General features: G+C 34.3%; 20 protein-coding genes, 1 tRNA gene and 1 other annotated feature. Of the genes, 19 read left to right on the top strand and 2 right to left on the bottom strand.

The genetic code is table 11. The annotated features are described in order from the left end of the window. Positions 1-11 precede the first annotated feature (11 nt). The 3 genes from mltG to greA are packed head-to-tail and all read left to right on the top strand — an operon-like array spanning position 12 to position 2,331. Positions 12-1,136, top strand: coding sequence for an endolytic transglycosylase MltG (gene mltG, locus RZ79_RS03670; RefSeq protein ID WP_054450036.1), 1,125 nt, complete (start codon positions 12-14; stop codon positions 1,134-1,136). Positions 1,137-1,157: 21 nt separating this feature from the next. After that, complete coding sequence (gene udk, locus RZ79_RS03665) at positions 1,158-1,832, top strand: uridine kinase (RefSeq protein WP_034530846.1); 675 nt, start codon at positions 1,158-1,160, stop codon at positions 1,830-1,832. A gap of 22 nt (positions 1,833-1,854) precedes the next feature. Then, complete coding sequence (greA, locus tag RZ79_RS03660) at positions 1,855-2,331, top strand: transcription elongation factor GreA (RefSeq protein WP_034530847.1); 477 nt, start codon at positions 1,855-1,857, stop codon at positions 2,329-2,331. 42 nt (positions 2,332-2,373) lie between these two features. Here the strand turns inward: greA and RZ79_RS03655 are convergent, their stop codons facing one another. Beyond that, the gene (locus RZ79_RS03655; RefSeq protein WP_054450034.1) at positions 2,374-4,971 is read right to left on the bottom strand and encodes a YfhO family protein; all 2,598 of its coding nucleotides are present in this window, start codon (positions 4,969-4,971) and stop codon (positions 2,374-2,376) included. Between the two features lie 113 nt (positions 4,972-5,084). Here RZ79_RS03655 and RZ79_RS03650 point away from each other — a divergent pair, with 113 nt between their 5' ends. The 7 genes from RZ79_RS03650 to RZ79_RS03620 all read left to right on the top strand — a co-directional run bounded on the left by RZ79_RS03650 (position 5,085) and on the right by RZ79_RS03620 (position 10,312). Next, entirely contained in the window at positions 5,085-7,148 is a 2,064-nt protein-coding gene (locus RZ79_RS03650) for a peptidoglycan D,D-transpeptidase FtsI family protein (protein ID WP_054450032.1), read from the top strand. A 135-nt stretch (positions 7,149-7,283) separates the two neighbouring features. Then, complete coding sequence (gene rpmG, locus RZ79_RS03645; RefSeq protein WP_034530852.1) at positions 7,284-7,433, top strand: 50S ribosomal protein L33; 150 nt, start codon at positions 7,284-7,286, stop codon at positions 7,431-7,433. A gap of 53 nt (positions 7,434-7,486) precedes the next feature. Continuing rightward, entirely contained in the window at positions 7,487-8,029 is a 543-nt protein-coding gene (locus tag RZ79_RS03640) for a 5-formyltetrahydrofolate cyclo-ligase (protein ID WP_080997451.1), read from the top strand. Positions 8,030-8,063: 34 nt separating this feature from the next. Beyond that, positions 8,064-8,690, top strand: coding sequence for a rhomboid family intramembrane serine protease (locus RZ79_RS03635; RefSeq protein ID WP_054450255.1), 627 nt, complete (start codon positions 8,064-8,066; stop codon positions 8,688-8,690). Positions 8,691-8,720: 30 nt separating this feature from the next. Further along, positions 8,721-8,918, top strand: a complete 198-nt coding sequence (locus tag RZ79_RS03630) for a YqgQ family protein (RefSeq protein WP_034530853.1) — start codon at positions 8,721-8,723, stop codon at positions 8,916-8,918. 24 nt (positions 8,919-8,942) lie between these two features. Then, positions 8,943-9,911, top strand: a complete 969-nt coding sequence (locus tag RZ79_RS03625; RefSeq protein ID WP_053795453.1) for an ROK family glucokinase — start codon at positions 8,943-8,945, stop codon at positions 9,909-9,911. A gap of 20 nt (positions 9,912-9,931) precedes the next feature. Then, positions 9,932-10,312 carry a rhodanese-like domain-containing protein gene (locus RZ79_RS03620; RefSeq protein WP_053795452.1) on the top strand — a complete coding sequence of 127 codons (381 nt, stop codon included), beginning with the start codon at positions 9,932-9,934 and terminating at the stop codon, positions 10,310-10,312. Between the two features lie 48 nt (positions 10,313-10,360). On the opposite strand, the gene RZ79_RS07160 is transcribed toward RZ79_RS03620, so the two are convergent. Next, positions 10,361-10,537 (bottom strand): DUF3042 family protein, encoded by a 177-nt coding sequence (locus tag RZ79_RS07160; protein ID WP_034531052.1) that lies wholly within the window; start codon positions 10,535-10,537, stop codon positions 10,361-10,363. 135 nt (positions 10,538-10,672) lie between these two features. On the opposite strand from RZ79_RS07160, the gene miaA reads away from it, so the two are divergent. The 9 genes from miaA (at position 10,673) to efp (ending at position 16,098) form a co-directional block, all read left to right on the top strand. After that, positions 10,673-11,602: a tRNA (adenosine(37)-N6)-dimethylallyltransferase MiaA gene (gene miaA, locus RZ79_RS03615; protein WP_054450030.1), complete on the top strand. Its 930-nt coding sequence runs from the start codon at positions 10,673-10,675 to the stop codon at positions 11,600-11,602. Positions 11,603-11,679: 77 nt separating this feature from the next. Further along, a complete protein-coding gene (locus RZ79_RS03610; protein WP_053791775.1) occupies positions 11,680-12,048 on the top strand; it encodes a MerR family transcriptional regulator in 369 nt (122 codons plus the stop codon). Between the two features lie 36 nt (positions 12,049-12,084). Continuing rightward, the gene (gene glnA / locus RZ79_RS03605; RefSeq protein ID WP_054450028.1) at positions 12,085-13,428 is read left to right on the top strand and encodes a type I glutamate--ammonia ligase; all 1,344 of its coding nucleotides are present in this window, start codon (positions 12,085-12,087) and stop codon (positions 13,426-13,428) included. Positions 13,429-13,521: 93 nt separating this feature from the next. Continuing rightward, positions 13,522-14,034, top strand: coding sequence for a hypothetical protein (locus RZ79_RS03600; protein WP_054450026.1), 513 nt, complete (start codon positions 13,522-13,524; stop codon positions 14,032-14,034). 75 nt (positions 14,035-14,109) lie between these two features. Continuing rightward, positions 14,110-14,183: transfer RNA gene (locus RZ79_RS03595), tRNA-Arg, on the top strand. A 98-nt stretch (positions 14,184-14,281) separates the two neighbouring features. Next, positions 14,282-14,358 (top strand) — a sequence feature (ribosomal protein L21 leader region). An 18-nt stretch (positions 14,359-14,376) separates the two neighbouring features. Further along, positions 14,377-14,685: a 50S ribosomal protein L21 gene (gene rplU / locus RZ79_RS03590; RefSeq protein WP_034531057.1), complete on the top strand. Its 309-nt coding sequence runs from the start codon at positions 14,377-14,379 to the stop codon at positions 14,683-14,685. A gap of 14 nt (positions 14,686-14,699) precedes the next feature. Continuing rightward, complete coding sequence (locus RZ79_RS03585; RefSeq protein WP_054450024.1) at positions 14,700-15,044, top strand: ribosomal-processing cysteine protease Prp; 345 nt, start codon at positions 14,700-14,702, stop codon at positions 15,042-15,044. 21 nt (positions 15,045-15,065) lie between these two features. Next, entirely contained in the window at positions 15,066-15,362 is a 297-nt protein-coding gene (gene rpmA / locus RZ79_RS03580; protein ID WP_034531059.1) for a 50S ribosomal protein L27, read from the top strand. A gap of 172 nt (positions 15,363-15,534) precedes the next feature. Continuing rightward, a complete protein-coding gene (gene efp / locus RZ79_RS03575; RefSeq protein ID WP_034531060.1) occupies positions 15,535-16,098 on the top strand; it encodes an elongation factor P in 564 nt (187 codons plus the stop codon). Positions 16,099-16,107 lie beyond the last annotated feature (9 nt).

The raw sequence follows: 16,107 nt of genomic DNA, 5'->3' as shown, positions 1-16,107 counted from the left end.
AGGAAATGGATTTGAATGAAGAAAAGAACTCCAATGATTTCGAAAAGAAGCACACTAATTTAGGCAAAAAGATTTCACTAAGTATTATCGCCATCTTAATAGTTTTGGGAATTTTTATATTTATTCTTGGACATCAATACGTTAAAGAGTCACTAAAACCATTGAATCCAAAGGATAAAGAATTAATTCAAGTTCAAATCCCAATGGGTGCTTCCGATAAGAAAATTGGATCAATCTTACAAGAAAGTAAAATTGTCAAAAGTGGTTTAGTATTCGACTATTTTGTTAATAGTCATAACTATTCTGGTCTAAAGGCGGGTTATTATGAACTTTCACCTTCAATGAGTTTGCAAAAGATTGCTGACAAGTTGAAAAAAGGTGGAACAGCTCAACCTCTGCAAGGTAAATATGGTCGCTTGCTTGTTCGTGAAGGTGATAACATCGATGAAATTGCCCAATCAGTGGAACAAAGCAGTCAATATTCAAGTGCCGATTTCAAGAAGTTAATGAATGATACAGATTTCTTGAACCAATTGAAGAAAAAATATCCTAAGCTTTTAGGTTCAGCATTTAAGGCTAAGAATAGAAAGTATGTGCTAGAAGGATACCTATATCCAGCCACATACAATTCACAAAAAAATGTCACCTTGAAACAAATTGTTAACCAAATGGTAGCAAAGACTAATTATGAATTTAGTCCATATTTCAAGGAAATAAAGAAACAAAACCTAACAGTCGATGAAGCAATTACTTTGGCTTCATTTATTGAACACAATCATGTTGATAAAAAAGATCAAGAAAAGATTGCGGGAATATTATATAATCGTCTAAATAGTAATTTACCTCTTGAAGTGCAATCTTCTATTAGGTATGCTAATGGTAAAGTTTCTGGACAAAAACTTTCAAAGAAAGATTATGATGCTAATACCCCTTATAATTTATATAAGAATACTGGATTCCCACCTAGTGCAATTAATAACCCAACGGTTAAGTCACTAGATTCAATTTTGAATCCAAAGGATATGACTACTTTTTATTTAGCATATAGTGTTAATATGAATGATAAGAAGGTTAAGTATTATAATTCAGATAAAGATGTCGATGACTTAATCGGCAATGATAGTGTTATGAGATAAATCGGTTATGGAGAGATTATTATGGTAGAAAAGAAAAAGCGTCCCGTTGTTATTGGTGTTACTGGTGGTTCAGGTAGTGGTAAAACTACTGTTAGTCGTGCCATCTTTAACCAACTATTGGGTCATTCAATTATGATTTTGCAACAAGATTCTTACTACAAGGATCAATCACATAAGACAATGGCTGAAAGAGAAGAAACTAACTACGATCATCCATTAGCTTTTGATAGTGACTTATTACTAGAACATTTGAATAAGCTTCTAAACTATGAAGCAATTGAAAAACCGGTTTATGACTACACTAAATTAAATCGTAGTACTGAAACAGTTACTCAAGAACCACGTGATGTTATCATTTTAGAAGGAATCTTAATCCTAGACGACAAGCGTCTTAGAGATTTAATGGACATTAAGGTGTTCGTTGATACTGATGATGACATTCGTATTTTAAGAAGAATTCAAAGAGATACCAAGGAACGTGGCAGAACATTGGATGAAGTTATCCAACAATACTTGGAAACTGTTCGCCCAATGTACAATCAATTTGTTGAACCAAGTAAGCGTTACGCAGATATCATCGTTCCAGAAGGTGGTAAGAACCAAGTTGCGATTGATTTATTAACAACTAAGATTCAATCAATCTTGGTAAAACACGGTAACAACAAGGTTTTCAATAATATTGATACAACAATCTAATTAATTTAAAGGAGAGTTTATAATGGCTAAAGATGAAAGCTATCCAATGACAGTTGAAGGTAAACAAAAACTTGAAGCTGAATTGGAAGATTTAAGATTAAACCAACGTCCACAAATCATTGAAAGAATCAAGATTGCCAGAAGTTATGGTGATTTATCAGAAAACTCTGAATATGAATCAGCTAAGAACGAACAAAGTATGCTAGAAAGCCGTATTACAACTGTAGAACACATGCTACAATACGCTGACGTTGTTGATAATGATGACGTTGAAAGTGATATGGTAAACGTTGGTAAGAAGGTTACTTTTAAAGAACTACCAGATGAAGACCCAGAAACTTACCAAATCGTTGGTGCTGCTGAAGCAGATCCATTGGAAGGTAAAATTTCAAACGATTCACCAATTGCTAAAGGTCTATTAGGCCACAAAGTTAACGATGAAGTAGTCATCGAAATTCCTGCCGGTGATATGAAAGTTAAGATTATTTCTGTTGAATAATTCTACAAAATAAAAGGACTCGTTTAGACGAGTCCTTTTTTATTATCTTTTTTTCTTGTAAATATAAAATCCAATTACAAACATCAAGGTTAGTACTGAGATTATTATTCCAGTATTTAATCCTGAAGGATAGAATGATAACTTTATTTTGTGTTTTCCGACGGAAAGATTATCAAAGCCAATGAATTCATCATTGATCACCTTAATAGGGTGTTTCTTACCATCGACAGTCAACGTCCATCCATTGGAGTATGGAATTGATGTTGCAACGGCTTGACGCTTTGTAGATACATTAATATCAGCAGAAACGGTATTACCATTAAGTTTAATATTGTTCCTTTGATTTCTAATTGCCTTTGTTTCACTTAGAAATTTAGATAGGCTTAAGGAAGCAATATTAAACTCGTTAGTGTATACTTTGCCGTTTAATAGCTTGATGGTAATTTTGTTATCCTTGTTGTTTGGCAAACTTACAACGAAAGTGCTTTGAAATTCGTTTGGTAGGTTTAATTCTTCGCCATTAACCTTAATGTTACATTTTTGTTGATTCATTGAAGCTGGAACTATCATGTAAGGCACCTTGTTATTTTGATGCTTATACTTGATTACGATTTCGCCATCTTTTAAAAGATTGTTTTTAGCGATTATTTGGTTGTTTAAACCGGTTAAAGCGTTAGTGTTTTCTGAAAGGATAGTGTAGTGCATGTTTTCATTGAACACGTCGTTATTATTACCAGTAACTTGTTTTACCATCGAGTTTTGGTACTTGATAGGATCTGAAGCAATGATTTTTGAAAATACATTATCAGATGCTGTGTAAACAAGTGGGAATGCATTGTTTGATTTAAAGGTTTGAAAGATATCTATATTTTGCACATCATTATTGACGATATCATAACGATTGCTACTCTTTTGAATCATCGGATATGTCTTATTGTAGTTAATCGTGTTAATGAAATACTTAAATGAAAGCAATGAGTCAGTTACGATGGTTCCGTTGGAATAATCAATTGATCCGGTAGTATATGCATTACCAATCTTTTGGTTGAAATCAGGTGTTGATTTTCTAAGTGTTGATGAGAATGTTGAACCACCGTAAAAATTTGATTCAATTGGATCATCTCTAGTTCGATAGAAGTCCTTACTGATTCGATAGAAACTATTATCCTTTTGTTTAATATCATTCACGTGACGGTTTAACGTTGCTGTGTACTTCATATAATCATCATTTGATACATAACTAATGGCATTTAAGGAGTTAAACGCGTTCAGTCCAGTATCACCAATTGCAATAACTACCAAGCAAAGTAGGTAGTACTTATTGTCCTTGCTTGATACATGGATGACGATAAAACTAATGGCAACAAACGCCAATGAAATTAAATATTTGGTTAGTGATAAGTAGTTAAAGCTATTGATGTTTAGAGCTGTATAAATTAACCCAGCGATTAAAATAACCCCGGATATGATAATTTCTTTGAAGTTAATGTGTCCAGATTGCTTATCCAAACCAATTGCAGCGATATAAATAATCCAAAAGCAAAAAATGAATGAAAAACGATAAGGGTACCAAATTGGGAATTGCATTGCGTGCCATAGTAAATCTAATGGTTCAAAGAACATTGAAACAATTAGGATAGCTGTGATGGCAAGTGCAACGATTTTTCGTTTTAATTGAATTTGTTTATTGCAGAAGAATATTATGAAACCAATTACAGCAATCGCACCAACAAAGATGTTAGGGTAACCACTTGGCATTTGAGAAAAGTTGAAGCTGCCATCGAAAAACTTGCTTATCATTTTCAATGGGGTGTATTCAACCTTCCACTTAAATGTTGATAAAGTATAGGCACCTTTACCGTTTTTAAGTTCGATTAGGTTTGGTAAAAAGATGAATGCTGAAAGCAGTAATGATACGAAGTAGCTAACACCAATCGAGATTAATTTACCAAGGCGCATCTTTAATGAATGGTCATCATTGATTAACTTACCAATTACATAGATAACCGAAAAAATCGTAATCATGTATGCAATGTAGTAGTTAATGACTAACATTGCTGCGTAACTAATAACGAATGGGCTATATTTGTTGTGTTTAAAAATTCGATCAATACCCATAATGATAATTGGTAGGAGAATAACACCATCCAACCACATGACATTTAATTGGTTAGCAATCATCCATCCATTAAGAGCATAGGCAATCGCCATCGATAAAATGATTAGGTCCTTTTTGATACCCTTATGTTTTAGAAAAATGCTGAAGGTTAATCCTGATAAACCGTATTTAAATAGCGTTATCAAAAGAATTGAGAAGTTGATAAATTTTGCAGGGATGATTAATAAAATGATATTAAGCGGACTTAGTAGATAATATCCCCAAATTCCAATCATTTCTCCACCATATCCGTTTGAAAATGAGTATAATAAGCTATGTAGATTCAAAGATAGAATTGTTCGACGAAAATATGCGAATAAATCTACATATTGTTGACCTAGGTCTACAGTTAAAATGCTACTATTTCCAAATGGAAACATATTGCGGTAAGCAAAATAACATGACATAATAATAAATGGAATAAAAAAGCTTAATAAATATAAGCGGTGTTTTCTTATGATTTTTTTAATTGAATTAATCATAGTTAATACTTCCTATGTATTTTGATTATTACTTATAAAGTAACCAACTATAGTATACAATAAACCAGACTAAATGACTGATTAACATATAATAATTAAGGAGTTAGATTGTTTTGAATAGTTTTTTGCAAAAAATATTTCACCACAGTGATCGTGGGGAAAATTCAAAGGTACCATTTAGATTAAATATTATTCTGACAGTTGTCGGAGTATTATTTGCCATTCTAATAATTCAATTGGGTTATTTACAGGTTGTTAACGGAAACCAATATAAGGCCGAAGTTAGCCGATCAGATAATTCCGTTAAGTATGGAAATGTGCAAAGAGGGATGATTTACGATTCTACCGGTCGTGTCCTTGTTGGAAATAAAGCCCACCAAGCTATTCAATACACTAAGGGATTATCCGTAACTAGTGCTGACCTATATAAGATTGCCAACACATTGGGTAAATACTTAACTGTTGATACTTCATCATTAACCCCTAGACAAGAAGCTGACTTTTACTTAGCTAATGCTGATAACCTTAAGAAGGTAAGTTCCAGCATTACTTTTCCTAAGGGATCAAGTGCTAGTGAACAATATGTTTTGGAACTTCAAAAAGTCATGAATGACAAGCTATACAGTACAGATAAGGAAACTAAGAACGCTGCAACAATCTTCCAAAAGATGAGTGGCTCTTACCAATTATCAACTACATACATCAAGACAACCAATGTTACTAATAAGGAAATTGCCGAAATTGGTGAACATTTAGATGAAGTGCCTGGTGTCCAAATTGGTGATAGTTGGACAAGAGAATATCCAAATGGAAACGCCATCCAAAGTATCGTTGGAACTGTTTCTTCTGAAAAGGTTGGTTTGCCAAGTGACAGAATTAATACACTATTAGCAGAAGGTTACTCCAGAAATGATAGCGTTGGTCAAAGTTACCTAGAAGAAAAATATGAATCTACTTTACGTGGTTCAAAATCACAAACCTTAATCAAAGGTGGTAGCTTAGATAAAGCTGTTAAACAATATGGTGGTCAAAAGGGTGATAACCTTCAATTAACCATTAACTCTGAATTCGAAAAGAAGATTCAATCATTAGTCGAAGAAGCTGACCAAGGTACTGGTAATTCAACAGGTGCATACGCTGTTGTTATGAATCCTAATACAGGTGGAATTATCGGTTTAGCTGGGGTTAGTCGTGATCCGGAAACTGGTAAAGAAACACCAAATGCGCTTGGAACAATTAACAGTTCAATCGTTATGGGGTCTGTTGTTAAGGGTGCAATGGTTTCTGGTGCTTTAATGGATAAGGTCATTACACCAACTAACTCTACTTTAACTGATAAGCCAATTTTGACCGGTGGAATTAGAAAGGCATCATGGTTTAACCAAGATGGTAACCATGACATTGCACTTGACGCTTCAACAGCGCTTGAAGTTTCATCTAACTCTTACATGATGCAACTAGCAATGAAAGAAGCTAAGTTCAACTACGTTGAAGGTGGAGCATTAACAATGAATCCAGATGTCTTCAACATTATGAGAGGTTACTTCAACCAATTTGGGTTAGGTGTATACACTGGAATTGATTTGCCTGGTGAAACAAAGGGTATTCAAGGTCCTAGTGGTTCAGCAAATATTGGTAAGGCACTCGACTTATCATACGGTAACTACGATGCCTACACACCAATGCAAATTGCTCAATACATTTCTACAATCGCCAATGGTGGTTACAGAATTGAACCTCACATTGTTCAAAGTATTCGTGCTTCAAGTAAGAGCGGTAAGTTAGGTCGAGTTAAATACACTGTTACACCAACTGTACTAAACAAGATTGATATGACAGCTGCACAAAGAAAAGTTGTTACTGACGGTTTCTACAAGGTGGTTCATGGTACTAACGAATACAGAACTGGTATCACTTTAAACACTGTCAGACCTTCAATCTCAGCTAAGACTGGTACTGCCCAAACATTCTACTCAAGTGGAAAGAAGGGTTCTAAGCCAGTTGAAACAGTTACTTTGAGTTTAGGATCATTTGCTCCTTCAGATAATCCACAAGTGGTGGTTGTAGTTGCAATTCCAAACTTGCCAAGTAACGCAGAAAGCAATAATATTGACTTAGCTCAAAAGATTTATCAAGCATACTGGAAGTACGTTCAATCCGACAGTGGCTTGAAATAATTGCTGTTAAGTAATTTTCCTTAACAATATTTATATAAACTCTGGTCAAATCGAAGAAAAAATGATAATATATTAAGAGTTGAAAGTTGTTTATATAAAAATTAAAAATACAACTAACTTGGAGGTGTAACTAAGATGAGAGTACACATTACTTTAGAATGTACAGAATGTCACGAACGTAATTACTTATCAACTAAGAGTCGTCGTAACAACCCTGATCGTTTGGAATTAAAGAAATACTGTCCACGTGAAAGAAAAGTTACATTACATCGTGAAACAAAATAAGGATTCGGGTTTAAAGGCCCAAATCCTTTTTTTATATTCTGGGAAGTGAATAGATGGATAAATCAGCAGCTCGAAGTGAAATTTTAAATAAACTTAAAAATTTAGATAATAGAGAAGATGTACAATATTTATATAATCAGTTGTTTGAAACTGATGAGTGGATTGCGGCAACTTCAATTGGAGTAACCCTTAGTACTGATATCGAGATTGATACCAATCCAATCATTGAAAAGGCACTAAGTGATAACAAGAGAGTATACGTTCCCAAGGTGATTAATAAGAGTGATATGGATTTCATTGAGTATAATCATGAAACCAGGTTATTCGTTAATAAGATGGGGATTCCTGAACCAGTTGATGGTCAAGGCATCAACATTAATGATATTGATTTGTTGATTGTTCCGGGGATGGCTTTTGATATGTCTAATAATAATCGACTTGGCTATGGTGGAGGATACTATGACCGAGTTTTAGTTGATTATCCTGGAAATACTATTGCACTTGCTGATAGAATTAGAATGTATGAGAAATCAATATGGAAAGTAGATGAGTTTGATCAACAAGTTGAAACAATTATTCACTCAAATTTCAAATAATCGTTTATACCGAAAAATAGATGATGTTCCTTTTATGACTGAAGGAATTCTTGCAATAATTATATTTGTATATGTATTTGGTATCGTTACTAATTCAACGGATGCAATTATTAATTATGGTGCTATGTATCGTCCACTAGTCCAATTTGGTCAATGGTGGAGATTCATCACACCAATATTCATTCATCTATCATTTCTACATATTTTAATGAACGGAATTAGTTTGTACTATGTAGGGATTCAGCTTGAAAAGATTTTTGGACACATTAGATTTCTTTTGATTTTCATGTTGTCAGGAATATTTGGTAACATCGCTGGATTTGCATTCTCAAATGGAGCAAGTGCTGGAGCAAGTACCGCCATCTTCGGATTGTTCGGTGTATTTTTGATGTTAGGTGAAACATTTCATGATAATATGTATGTCAGAAGAATGTCACAAAGTTTTCTATTACTAATCGTCTTAAACATTGGATTCGACTTAATGTCACCAGATATTGATATAATAGGTCATATTGGTGGTTTAATTGCCGGGTTCTTATTACCTTACGTAGTAGGGCTACCATCAGAGTTTAAAATTCCAATGGTAAAGAAAATATTGGCATTAATTGTGTTGCTAGTATTTGCATATTTTTGCTTAAAAACTGGTTATTTTGCAAATTAATTAGTGCATTTTTCGTTAGGATGTGGGAAAATGAAGACGTTGTACGATGTTCAACAACTTTTAAAAAAATTTGGAATCTATGTTTACGTTGGCAAGAGATTGTGGGATATAGAGGTTATGGCATTAGAGCTTGATCATCTACATGATGCCGGACTTGTAACTAAAGAAGAGTTCATACAGGCAAAGCTTGTATTAAAACATGAACATGGAATCGAAGAAAAGAAATAATACAATTTTTAGGAGGAAACTAAAATGGTACGTAAGTTAATTGGAATCGATTTAGGAGGTACAACAACTAAGTTGGCATTCCTAACTGATAGCGGTGAAATCTTAGATAAGTGGGCTATTACCACCGATGTAAGCGCTAACGGAGAAAATATTGTTCCAAATATCATTAACTCTATCACAAAGAAGATGGAGGACTCTGATCATAAAATTGACGACTTTATTGGAATTGGAATGGGAACTCCAGGTTCAGTAAACCGTAAGGAAGGTACTGTAATTGGGGCTTACAACCTAAACTGGAAGACTACCCAACATATTAAGGATCAAATCGAAAAAGCGTTAGGACTACCATTCGCTTTAGATAATGATGCTAACGTTGCTTCACTAGGTGAATACTGGAAGGGTGCTGGAAGCAAGGACTCAGACGTTGTATTCGTAACACTAGGAACTGGTGTTGGTGGAGGTGTTATCGTTAACGGTGAATTAGCTCACGGTGTTAATGGTGGTGCCGGTGAAATTGGTCACATTACTGTTGAACCAGGTGGATTTGAATGTACTTGTGGTAAGCGCGGTTGTCTAGAACAATACGCTTCAGCTACTGGTGTTGTTAAGGTTGCTAAGAACCTTTCAAGTGAATTCACTGGTCAATCAAGACTAAAAGAAATGATTAACTCTGGTGAAGAAGTAACTTCAAAGGTTGTCTTTTTCCTAGCTGATAATGGTGATATTTTTGCAAACCAAGTTGTAGATTACGTATGTTACTACTTAGGTCTTGCATTAGCTAACGTTGGTAATACATTGAACCCTGACAACATTGTTATCGGTGGTGGTGTTTCAAACGCCGGAAACACATTATTACAACCAACAACTAAGTACTTCCAAGAAAATGCATTTAGACCTGTTAGAGATTCTACCAAGATTCGTCTAGCTCAATTAGGTAATGATGCTGGGGTTATTGGTGCCGGTTCATTAGCTTTAAGAAACATTAACAAATAACATTAGGGGTGTAATAACACATGATTTCATCCATGCTTTTAATTGTTGTTATTTTATTAGCGATCCTAATTTATAATAGCATTACTAGAATGAGAGCAAACCGTGTTGCTACTTTTGTTGATGAAGAAGAATTTAAACAAGGTAGTCACAGGGGACAAATTGTTGACTTAAGAGAAAACAGAGATTTTGAATCTGGTCACATTTTAGGAGCCAGAAGTATTCCTTACTCAACAATCAAGATGTTTTATAAGAACATTCGAAAAGACATGCCAGTGTACTTATACGATCAAGGTAAAACTTTGAGTATTAAGACAGCTATTTTACTTGGTAAAAATGGATACAAAGATATTTATATCCTAAAATCAGGTTTTAGAAACTGGGATGGAAAGACTAAGAAGTAAATAAAAAAGCACTTTACAAAAAGTAAAGTGCTTTTTTATTATTTCATATTAGTTTAAGTGAGCGGAGCGTTGTTTACGAACAACTCTTTTTCTGTTTTCTTCTAGTTTATCAGCTTGACCTTCAACAGGGTCTACAACTTTTTTCTTGAAAGAGAATAATGCTCCAGCAACTGCGCTTGAAGTTGCTAATGCACCAACAAAGAATCCTTTAGCGAATTTTTTCATTTTAAGTCCTCCTATATAATAATTTGCTTTACAGTTACCATTATGATGTTTTTTTATTTATTTATCCAGTCTTTAGTATATTTTAATTCAATATTTTATATGCTAAACTTATATAGGCAGAAATGGTGGGATAATATGCAAAAAGTGCTAATAATTGTCGGACCAACAGCGGTCGGAAAAACAAGTTTATCAATTAAGTTGGCTAAGAAATTAAATGGTGAAGTTATTTCTGGTGATTCGATGCAGGTTTACAAACACTTAGACATTGGAACAGCCAAAGTGACAAAAGAAGAATCAGAGGGAATTGTTCATCATTTAATCGATATTATTGATGTCGACAAAAGATATTCAGCGGCTGATTTTGTTGAATCGACTAATAAATTAATAGATGACATTGATAAACGGGGAAAGCTTCCTATTATTGTTGGAGGAACTGGATTTTATATCCAATCACTTGTCGATGGGTTAAACCTCGGCGGTGATCATTATGATAATGAAGAATATAGAAATCAAATGCATGAGTTTGCTGAAGAAAATGGTAAACATGCATTATGGCTTAAATTAAAGAGCGTTGATGAAGTATCTGCCAAAAAAATTGGTGAAGAAAATGAACGCAGGATAATTAGAGCTTTAGAAGTTTATCACAATACAGGTGTTAAATTTTCTGAACAAACCAATAATTCCGTATCAATTGATCCATATATTATTGCACTTAATACCGATAGAAAGGTATTGTATGATCGTATCAATAAACGTGTTGATATTATGTTTAATAACGGTTTAATCGACGAAGCGAAATGGTTGGATCGAAAAGGTGATATTTCCTTACCTGCATATAAGGGGATTGGTTACCGAGAATTTATTAACTATTTCCATGGTGATTTAGAACTAGAGGATGTTTCTGAATTAATTAAAAAGGATTCTAGACATTATGCTAAAAGACAGTTAACTTGGTTTAGAAATAAGATGAAAGTTAATTGGTATGACATAATATCTAACATGGAAGTTGTAAAAAACATCGAAAAAGATGTATTTAATTGGCTAAATGACAAAAAAGTGCCATAATATGTTAGAAGTTATTACATTAAATGTTGACATATAAAAAAATAATGTTATTATAATGTTGTTAGAAGGAGTTAGATATGAAAGAAAAGGATTTAAGACGTTCGCTTTCAGTACTTCCAATCGGAACTGTTATGAAGTTAACTAGCTTGACCGCAAGACAAATTAGATATTACGAAGAACAAGGTTTGGTTTCACCTGAAAGAAATGATGGTAACCGCCGTATGTATTCTTTGAATGATATTGATGTGATTTTAGAAATTAAGGATTATTTGGACGAAGGTTTAAATATTGCCAAGATTCAAGAAATCTACAAGAAGCGTAAAGAAGATAACAAGAATAACGATACGAAGGAATTAACTGATCAAGAAGCACGTAAAATTTTATCTGATGAACTTTTGAACATCGGTGGATTGAATTCACATGATGCTGCTAATAATTCTTTTTAACTAATTTAATGTTGAATACGTTAGGAGTAGGTGTATATGGCTACAAAGCATGATTATTCAAAAGACGACATTCGTCGTATTGTTAAAGAAGAGGACGTAAAATTCTTACGTTTAATGTTTACTGATGTTTTAGGAACTTTAAAGAATGTTGAAGTTCCAATCAGTCAATTAGATGATTTATTAAATGACAAGATTATGTTTGATGGATCATCAATCGAAGGATTCGTAAGAATCGAAGAAAGTGACATGTATTTACATCCTGATTTATCAACTTGGATGATTTTCCCATGGAGTTCAGAACGCGGTAAGATTGCTCGAGTTATTTGTGAAGTTTACAAAACTGACGGAACACCATTCGAAGGTGACCCAAGAAATAACTTAATCCGTGTTCTAAAAGACATGAAGGATGCTGGATTTACGTCATTTAACATTGGACCCGAACCTGAATTCTTCCTATTCAAGATGGATGAAGACGGTAAACCAACTGTTAAATTAAATGACGAAGGTAGCTACTTTGATATGGCACCACTTGACTTAGGTGGTAACTGTCGTCGTGAAATCGTTCTAACTTTGGAAGAAATGGGCTTTGACGTTGAAGCAGCTCACCACGAAGTTGCTCCTGGTCAACATGAAATTGATTTCGAATATGCAGATGCTCTAAACGCTGCAGACAATATTCAAACATTTAAATTAGTTGTTAAAACAATCGCAAGAAAATATGGCTTATACGCTACATTTATGCCAAAACCACTAAGTGGTATCAATGGTTCTGGAATGCATTTAAATATGTCATTATTTGATGATAGTGGTGATGTATTCTACGACGAAAATGGTGACTTGAAGTTGTCAGAAACTGCTTACCACTTCTTAGGTGGTTTAATCAAGCATGCTAAAAGCTTCACTGCAATTTGTAACCCATTAGTAAACTCATACAAACGTCTTGTTCCTGGATACGAAGCACCAGTTTACGTTGCTTGGTCTGGTTCAAACAGATCTCCACTTATCCGAGTACCAAATGCTCGTGGACAAGCTACACGTCTTGAATTAAGAAGTGCTGATGCTTCAGCAAACCCATACTTAGCAATTGCTTCTGTTCTAGAAGCTGGTCTAGATGGTTTGAAGGACGGTATCGTACCTCCTAAGAGTGTTGACCGTAACATCTACAGAATGGATGCTCAAGAAAGAAAAGAAAATGAAATTGTTAACTTACCAGATGACTTACTAGATGCTCTAGAAGAATTATCTGTTGATGAAACAATGAAACATGCTTTAGGTTCAAAGATTTTCAATAGTTACTTAGCTGCTAAGCATTTAGAATACGATGCTTATCGTGCTCAAGTTTCTGATTGGGAACGTAACCAATACATGGAAAAATACTAATAACCATTTGAAAAAGAGTCGGCTTATTGCCGGCTCTTTTTTTATTTTTCAAACGTTTGTCATAATGATAAAATGGGATGTGAGGTGTTTAGATTGCTAAAATTTGACGAAATGATTCAACAAGCTGTTGCCAAGTTCAATAACATAGGGCAAAAACAACAATTGCTCTTAAACGGCAATAATAAGCAACAAAAGCTATTTATCCAATTAGATTTATCATTAGCTAAATTAGCAGAGGATTCAAAGCGTTTCTCTGTATATAAAAAAGATCAAGAAAATATTGATGTTAAAAATTATAAGGAAATGATTACTAAAGACGTTGCCGACGTAATGAAGTATTACTTGTTGTTTGCTAGCGTTCATAACTGGTTAGACATAATTGTTATTGATGAAGAAGATTACAACAAAATCGCAAGCATGGATGCTGATCGTGATTTCAATCAAGTATATTTATCAATTAAACGAATGATGTTTAACGGCTTTTATAATCATTCTAAAAAAGATTTCCAATTTTCCTGGAAAATATTCCTAAAATTTGGTATAGTAGACCTTGGCGTTGATGATAAATCATTGTCAACTCAATTTAGTGAAATTAATTCATTATAAAATTTTTAATTCATTTAAAAATGATATTGACACGATGTCGATTATCCGATATAATGTTTTTTGTTGAGTTTTGATGTCGCGATAGCTCAGCTGGATAGAGCAACGGTCTTCTAAACCGTAGGTCGAGAGTTCGAATCTCTCTCGCGACATTTGAATAAATTGTTGAAGCATATCACTTATGATATGCTTTTTTTCTTGACTAAATTATTCAAAATATGTATACTTACTTTGTTGTATTTGTGGACTTTCACAGCTACAACCGCACGGAATGAGTATTAAGTCTTCTTATTGAAGCGCTTATTTTCGGCGAGTCTAAGCATATTATTCAAGGAGGTGCACATTATGTACGCAATTATCGTAACAGGCGGAAAGCAATACAAAGTTGCTGAAGGTGAAGCAATCTACGTTGAAAAGCTAAACGCAAACGAAGGTGAAAAGGTTACTTTTGATCAAGTAGTTTTCGTTGGTGGCGACTCAGCTAAGGTTGGTACTCCACTTGTAGACGGTGCTTCAGTTGAAGGTACTGTTGAAAAGCAAGGCCGTGGTAAGAAGATTACTATTCTTCGTTACAAGCCTAAGAAGGGTTCTCGTTCTAAGAAGGGTCATAGACAACCATACACTAAGGTTATGATTGACTCAATCAAGGCTTAATTAGAGGATTAAAAATGATATTAGCAAATATTATTCATGATAAGCAAAGTGATCGGATTACTAGTTTTAGTTTATCAGGTCATGCTGATTCAGGTGAGTATGGTAAGGACATTGTATGCGCTGCGGTTTCTGTTTTATCCATTTCTACTGTAAATGGGTTAACCGAAGTTGCTAACCTAGAACCTAAAGTTGTCAGTGATGACATCGAAGGTGGTTTTATGGAAGTTACAGTTCCTGAAGCTAATTCTTCCGCAGATGAGATTGCTGCTCAAGCAATTTTATCAACATTCCAAAACGGAATGCGGGATATTTCTCAAACTTATGCTGATTATATTAAATTAGATATTACAATAGATTAAATTGTACGGAGGTGTAATCCAATGTTAGAAATGAATTTACAATTCTTCTCTCACCATAAAGGGGGAGGTTCAACAGCCAACGGTCGTGACTCTGCAGGTCGTCGTCTAGGTACAAAGGCTGCTGATGGATCAAAAGTTACTACTGGTTCAATCATTTACCGTCAACGTGGTACTCACATTTACCCAGGTAAAAACGTTAAGCGTGCCGGTGATGATACTTTATTTGCTTTAGTTGATGGTGTTGTACGTTTCGAACGTATGGGCCGCAGCAAGCGCCAAGTTTCAGTATACCCAGTATCTGAAGCAGTTGCTAAGTAATTAGTGAATAATGTAGAAAAAGCCTGATTTATTTTCAGGCTTTTTTTATTACCAAAGACTTATTTAAATAAAGCTAACATGATACAATGGTAGTAACGATTACGATTGCAATCGCTGCACTAAAATTGCTATCATATAAAACATATTAGTAATACTAGGAGGAGTTTTAATCATGGCAACAATTTCAACTGCCCAATTTAAAACAGGATTAACTATTGAAGTAGATAACGCAATTTGGCGTATCATTAACTTCCAACACGTAAAGCCAGGTAAGGGTGGTGCGTTCGTACGTACTAAACTTAAGAACCTAAGAACAGGTGCTGTTCAAGACAAGACTTTCCGTGCCGGTGCTAAGATGGAACAAGCACAAATTGATACTAGAAACATGCAATACCTATACGAAGATGGTGCAGGTTACGTATTCATGGATATGGATTCATATGAACAAATCACTGTACCTGGTGACAAGATCAAGGATGCTTTAAACTACTTACAAGAAAACATGGACGTAAGTATCGTTCAATACGAAAACGAAGTTATCGGTATTGAAGTACCAAACACTGTTACTCTAGAAGTTGCAGAAACTGAACCAAGTATCAAAGGTAACACTGCTTCAGGTGGAAGCAAGCCAGCTACTATGACTACTGGTTTAATTGTACAAGTACCATTCTTTGTTAACGCTGGTGACAAGCTAGTTATTAACACCAATGATGCAACATACATCTCAAGAGCTTAATTAATAAAT

The sequence above is a fragment of the Apilactobacillus kunkeei DSM 12361 = ATCC 700308 genome (genome assembly GCF_001281265.1).
In the GTDB taxonomy this organism is placed as follows: domain Bacteria; phylum Bacillota; class Bacilli; order Lactobacillales; family Lactobacillaceae; genus Apilactobacillus; species Apilactobacillus kunkeei.
This window is presented reverse-complemented; position numbering and strand designations above follow the sequence as displayed.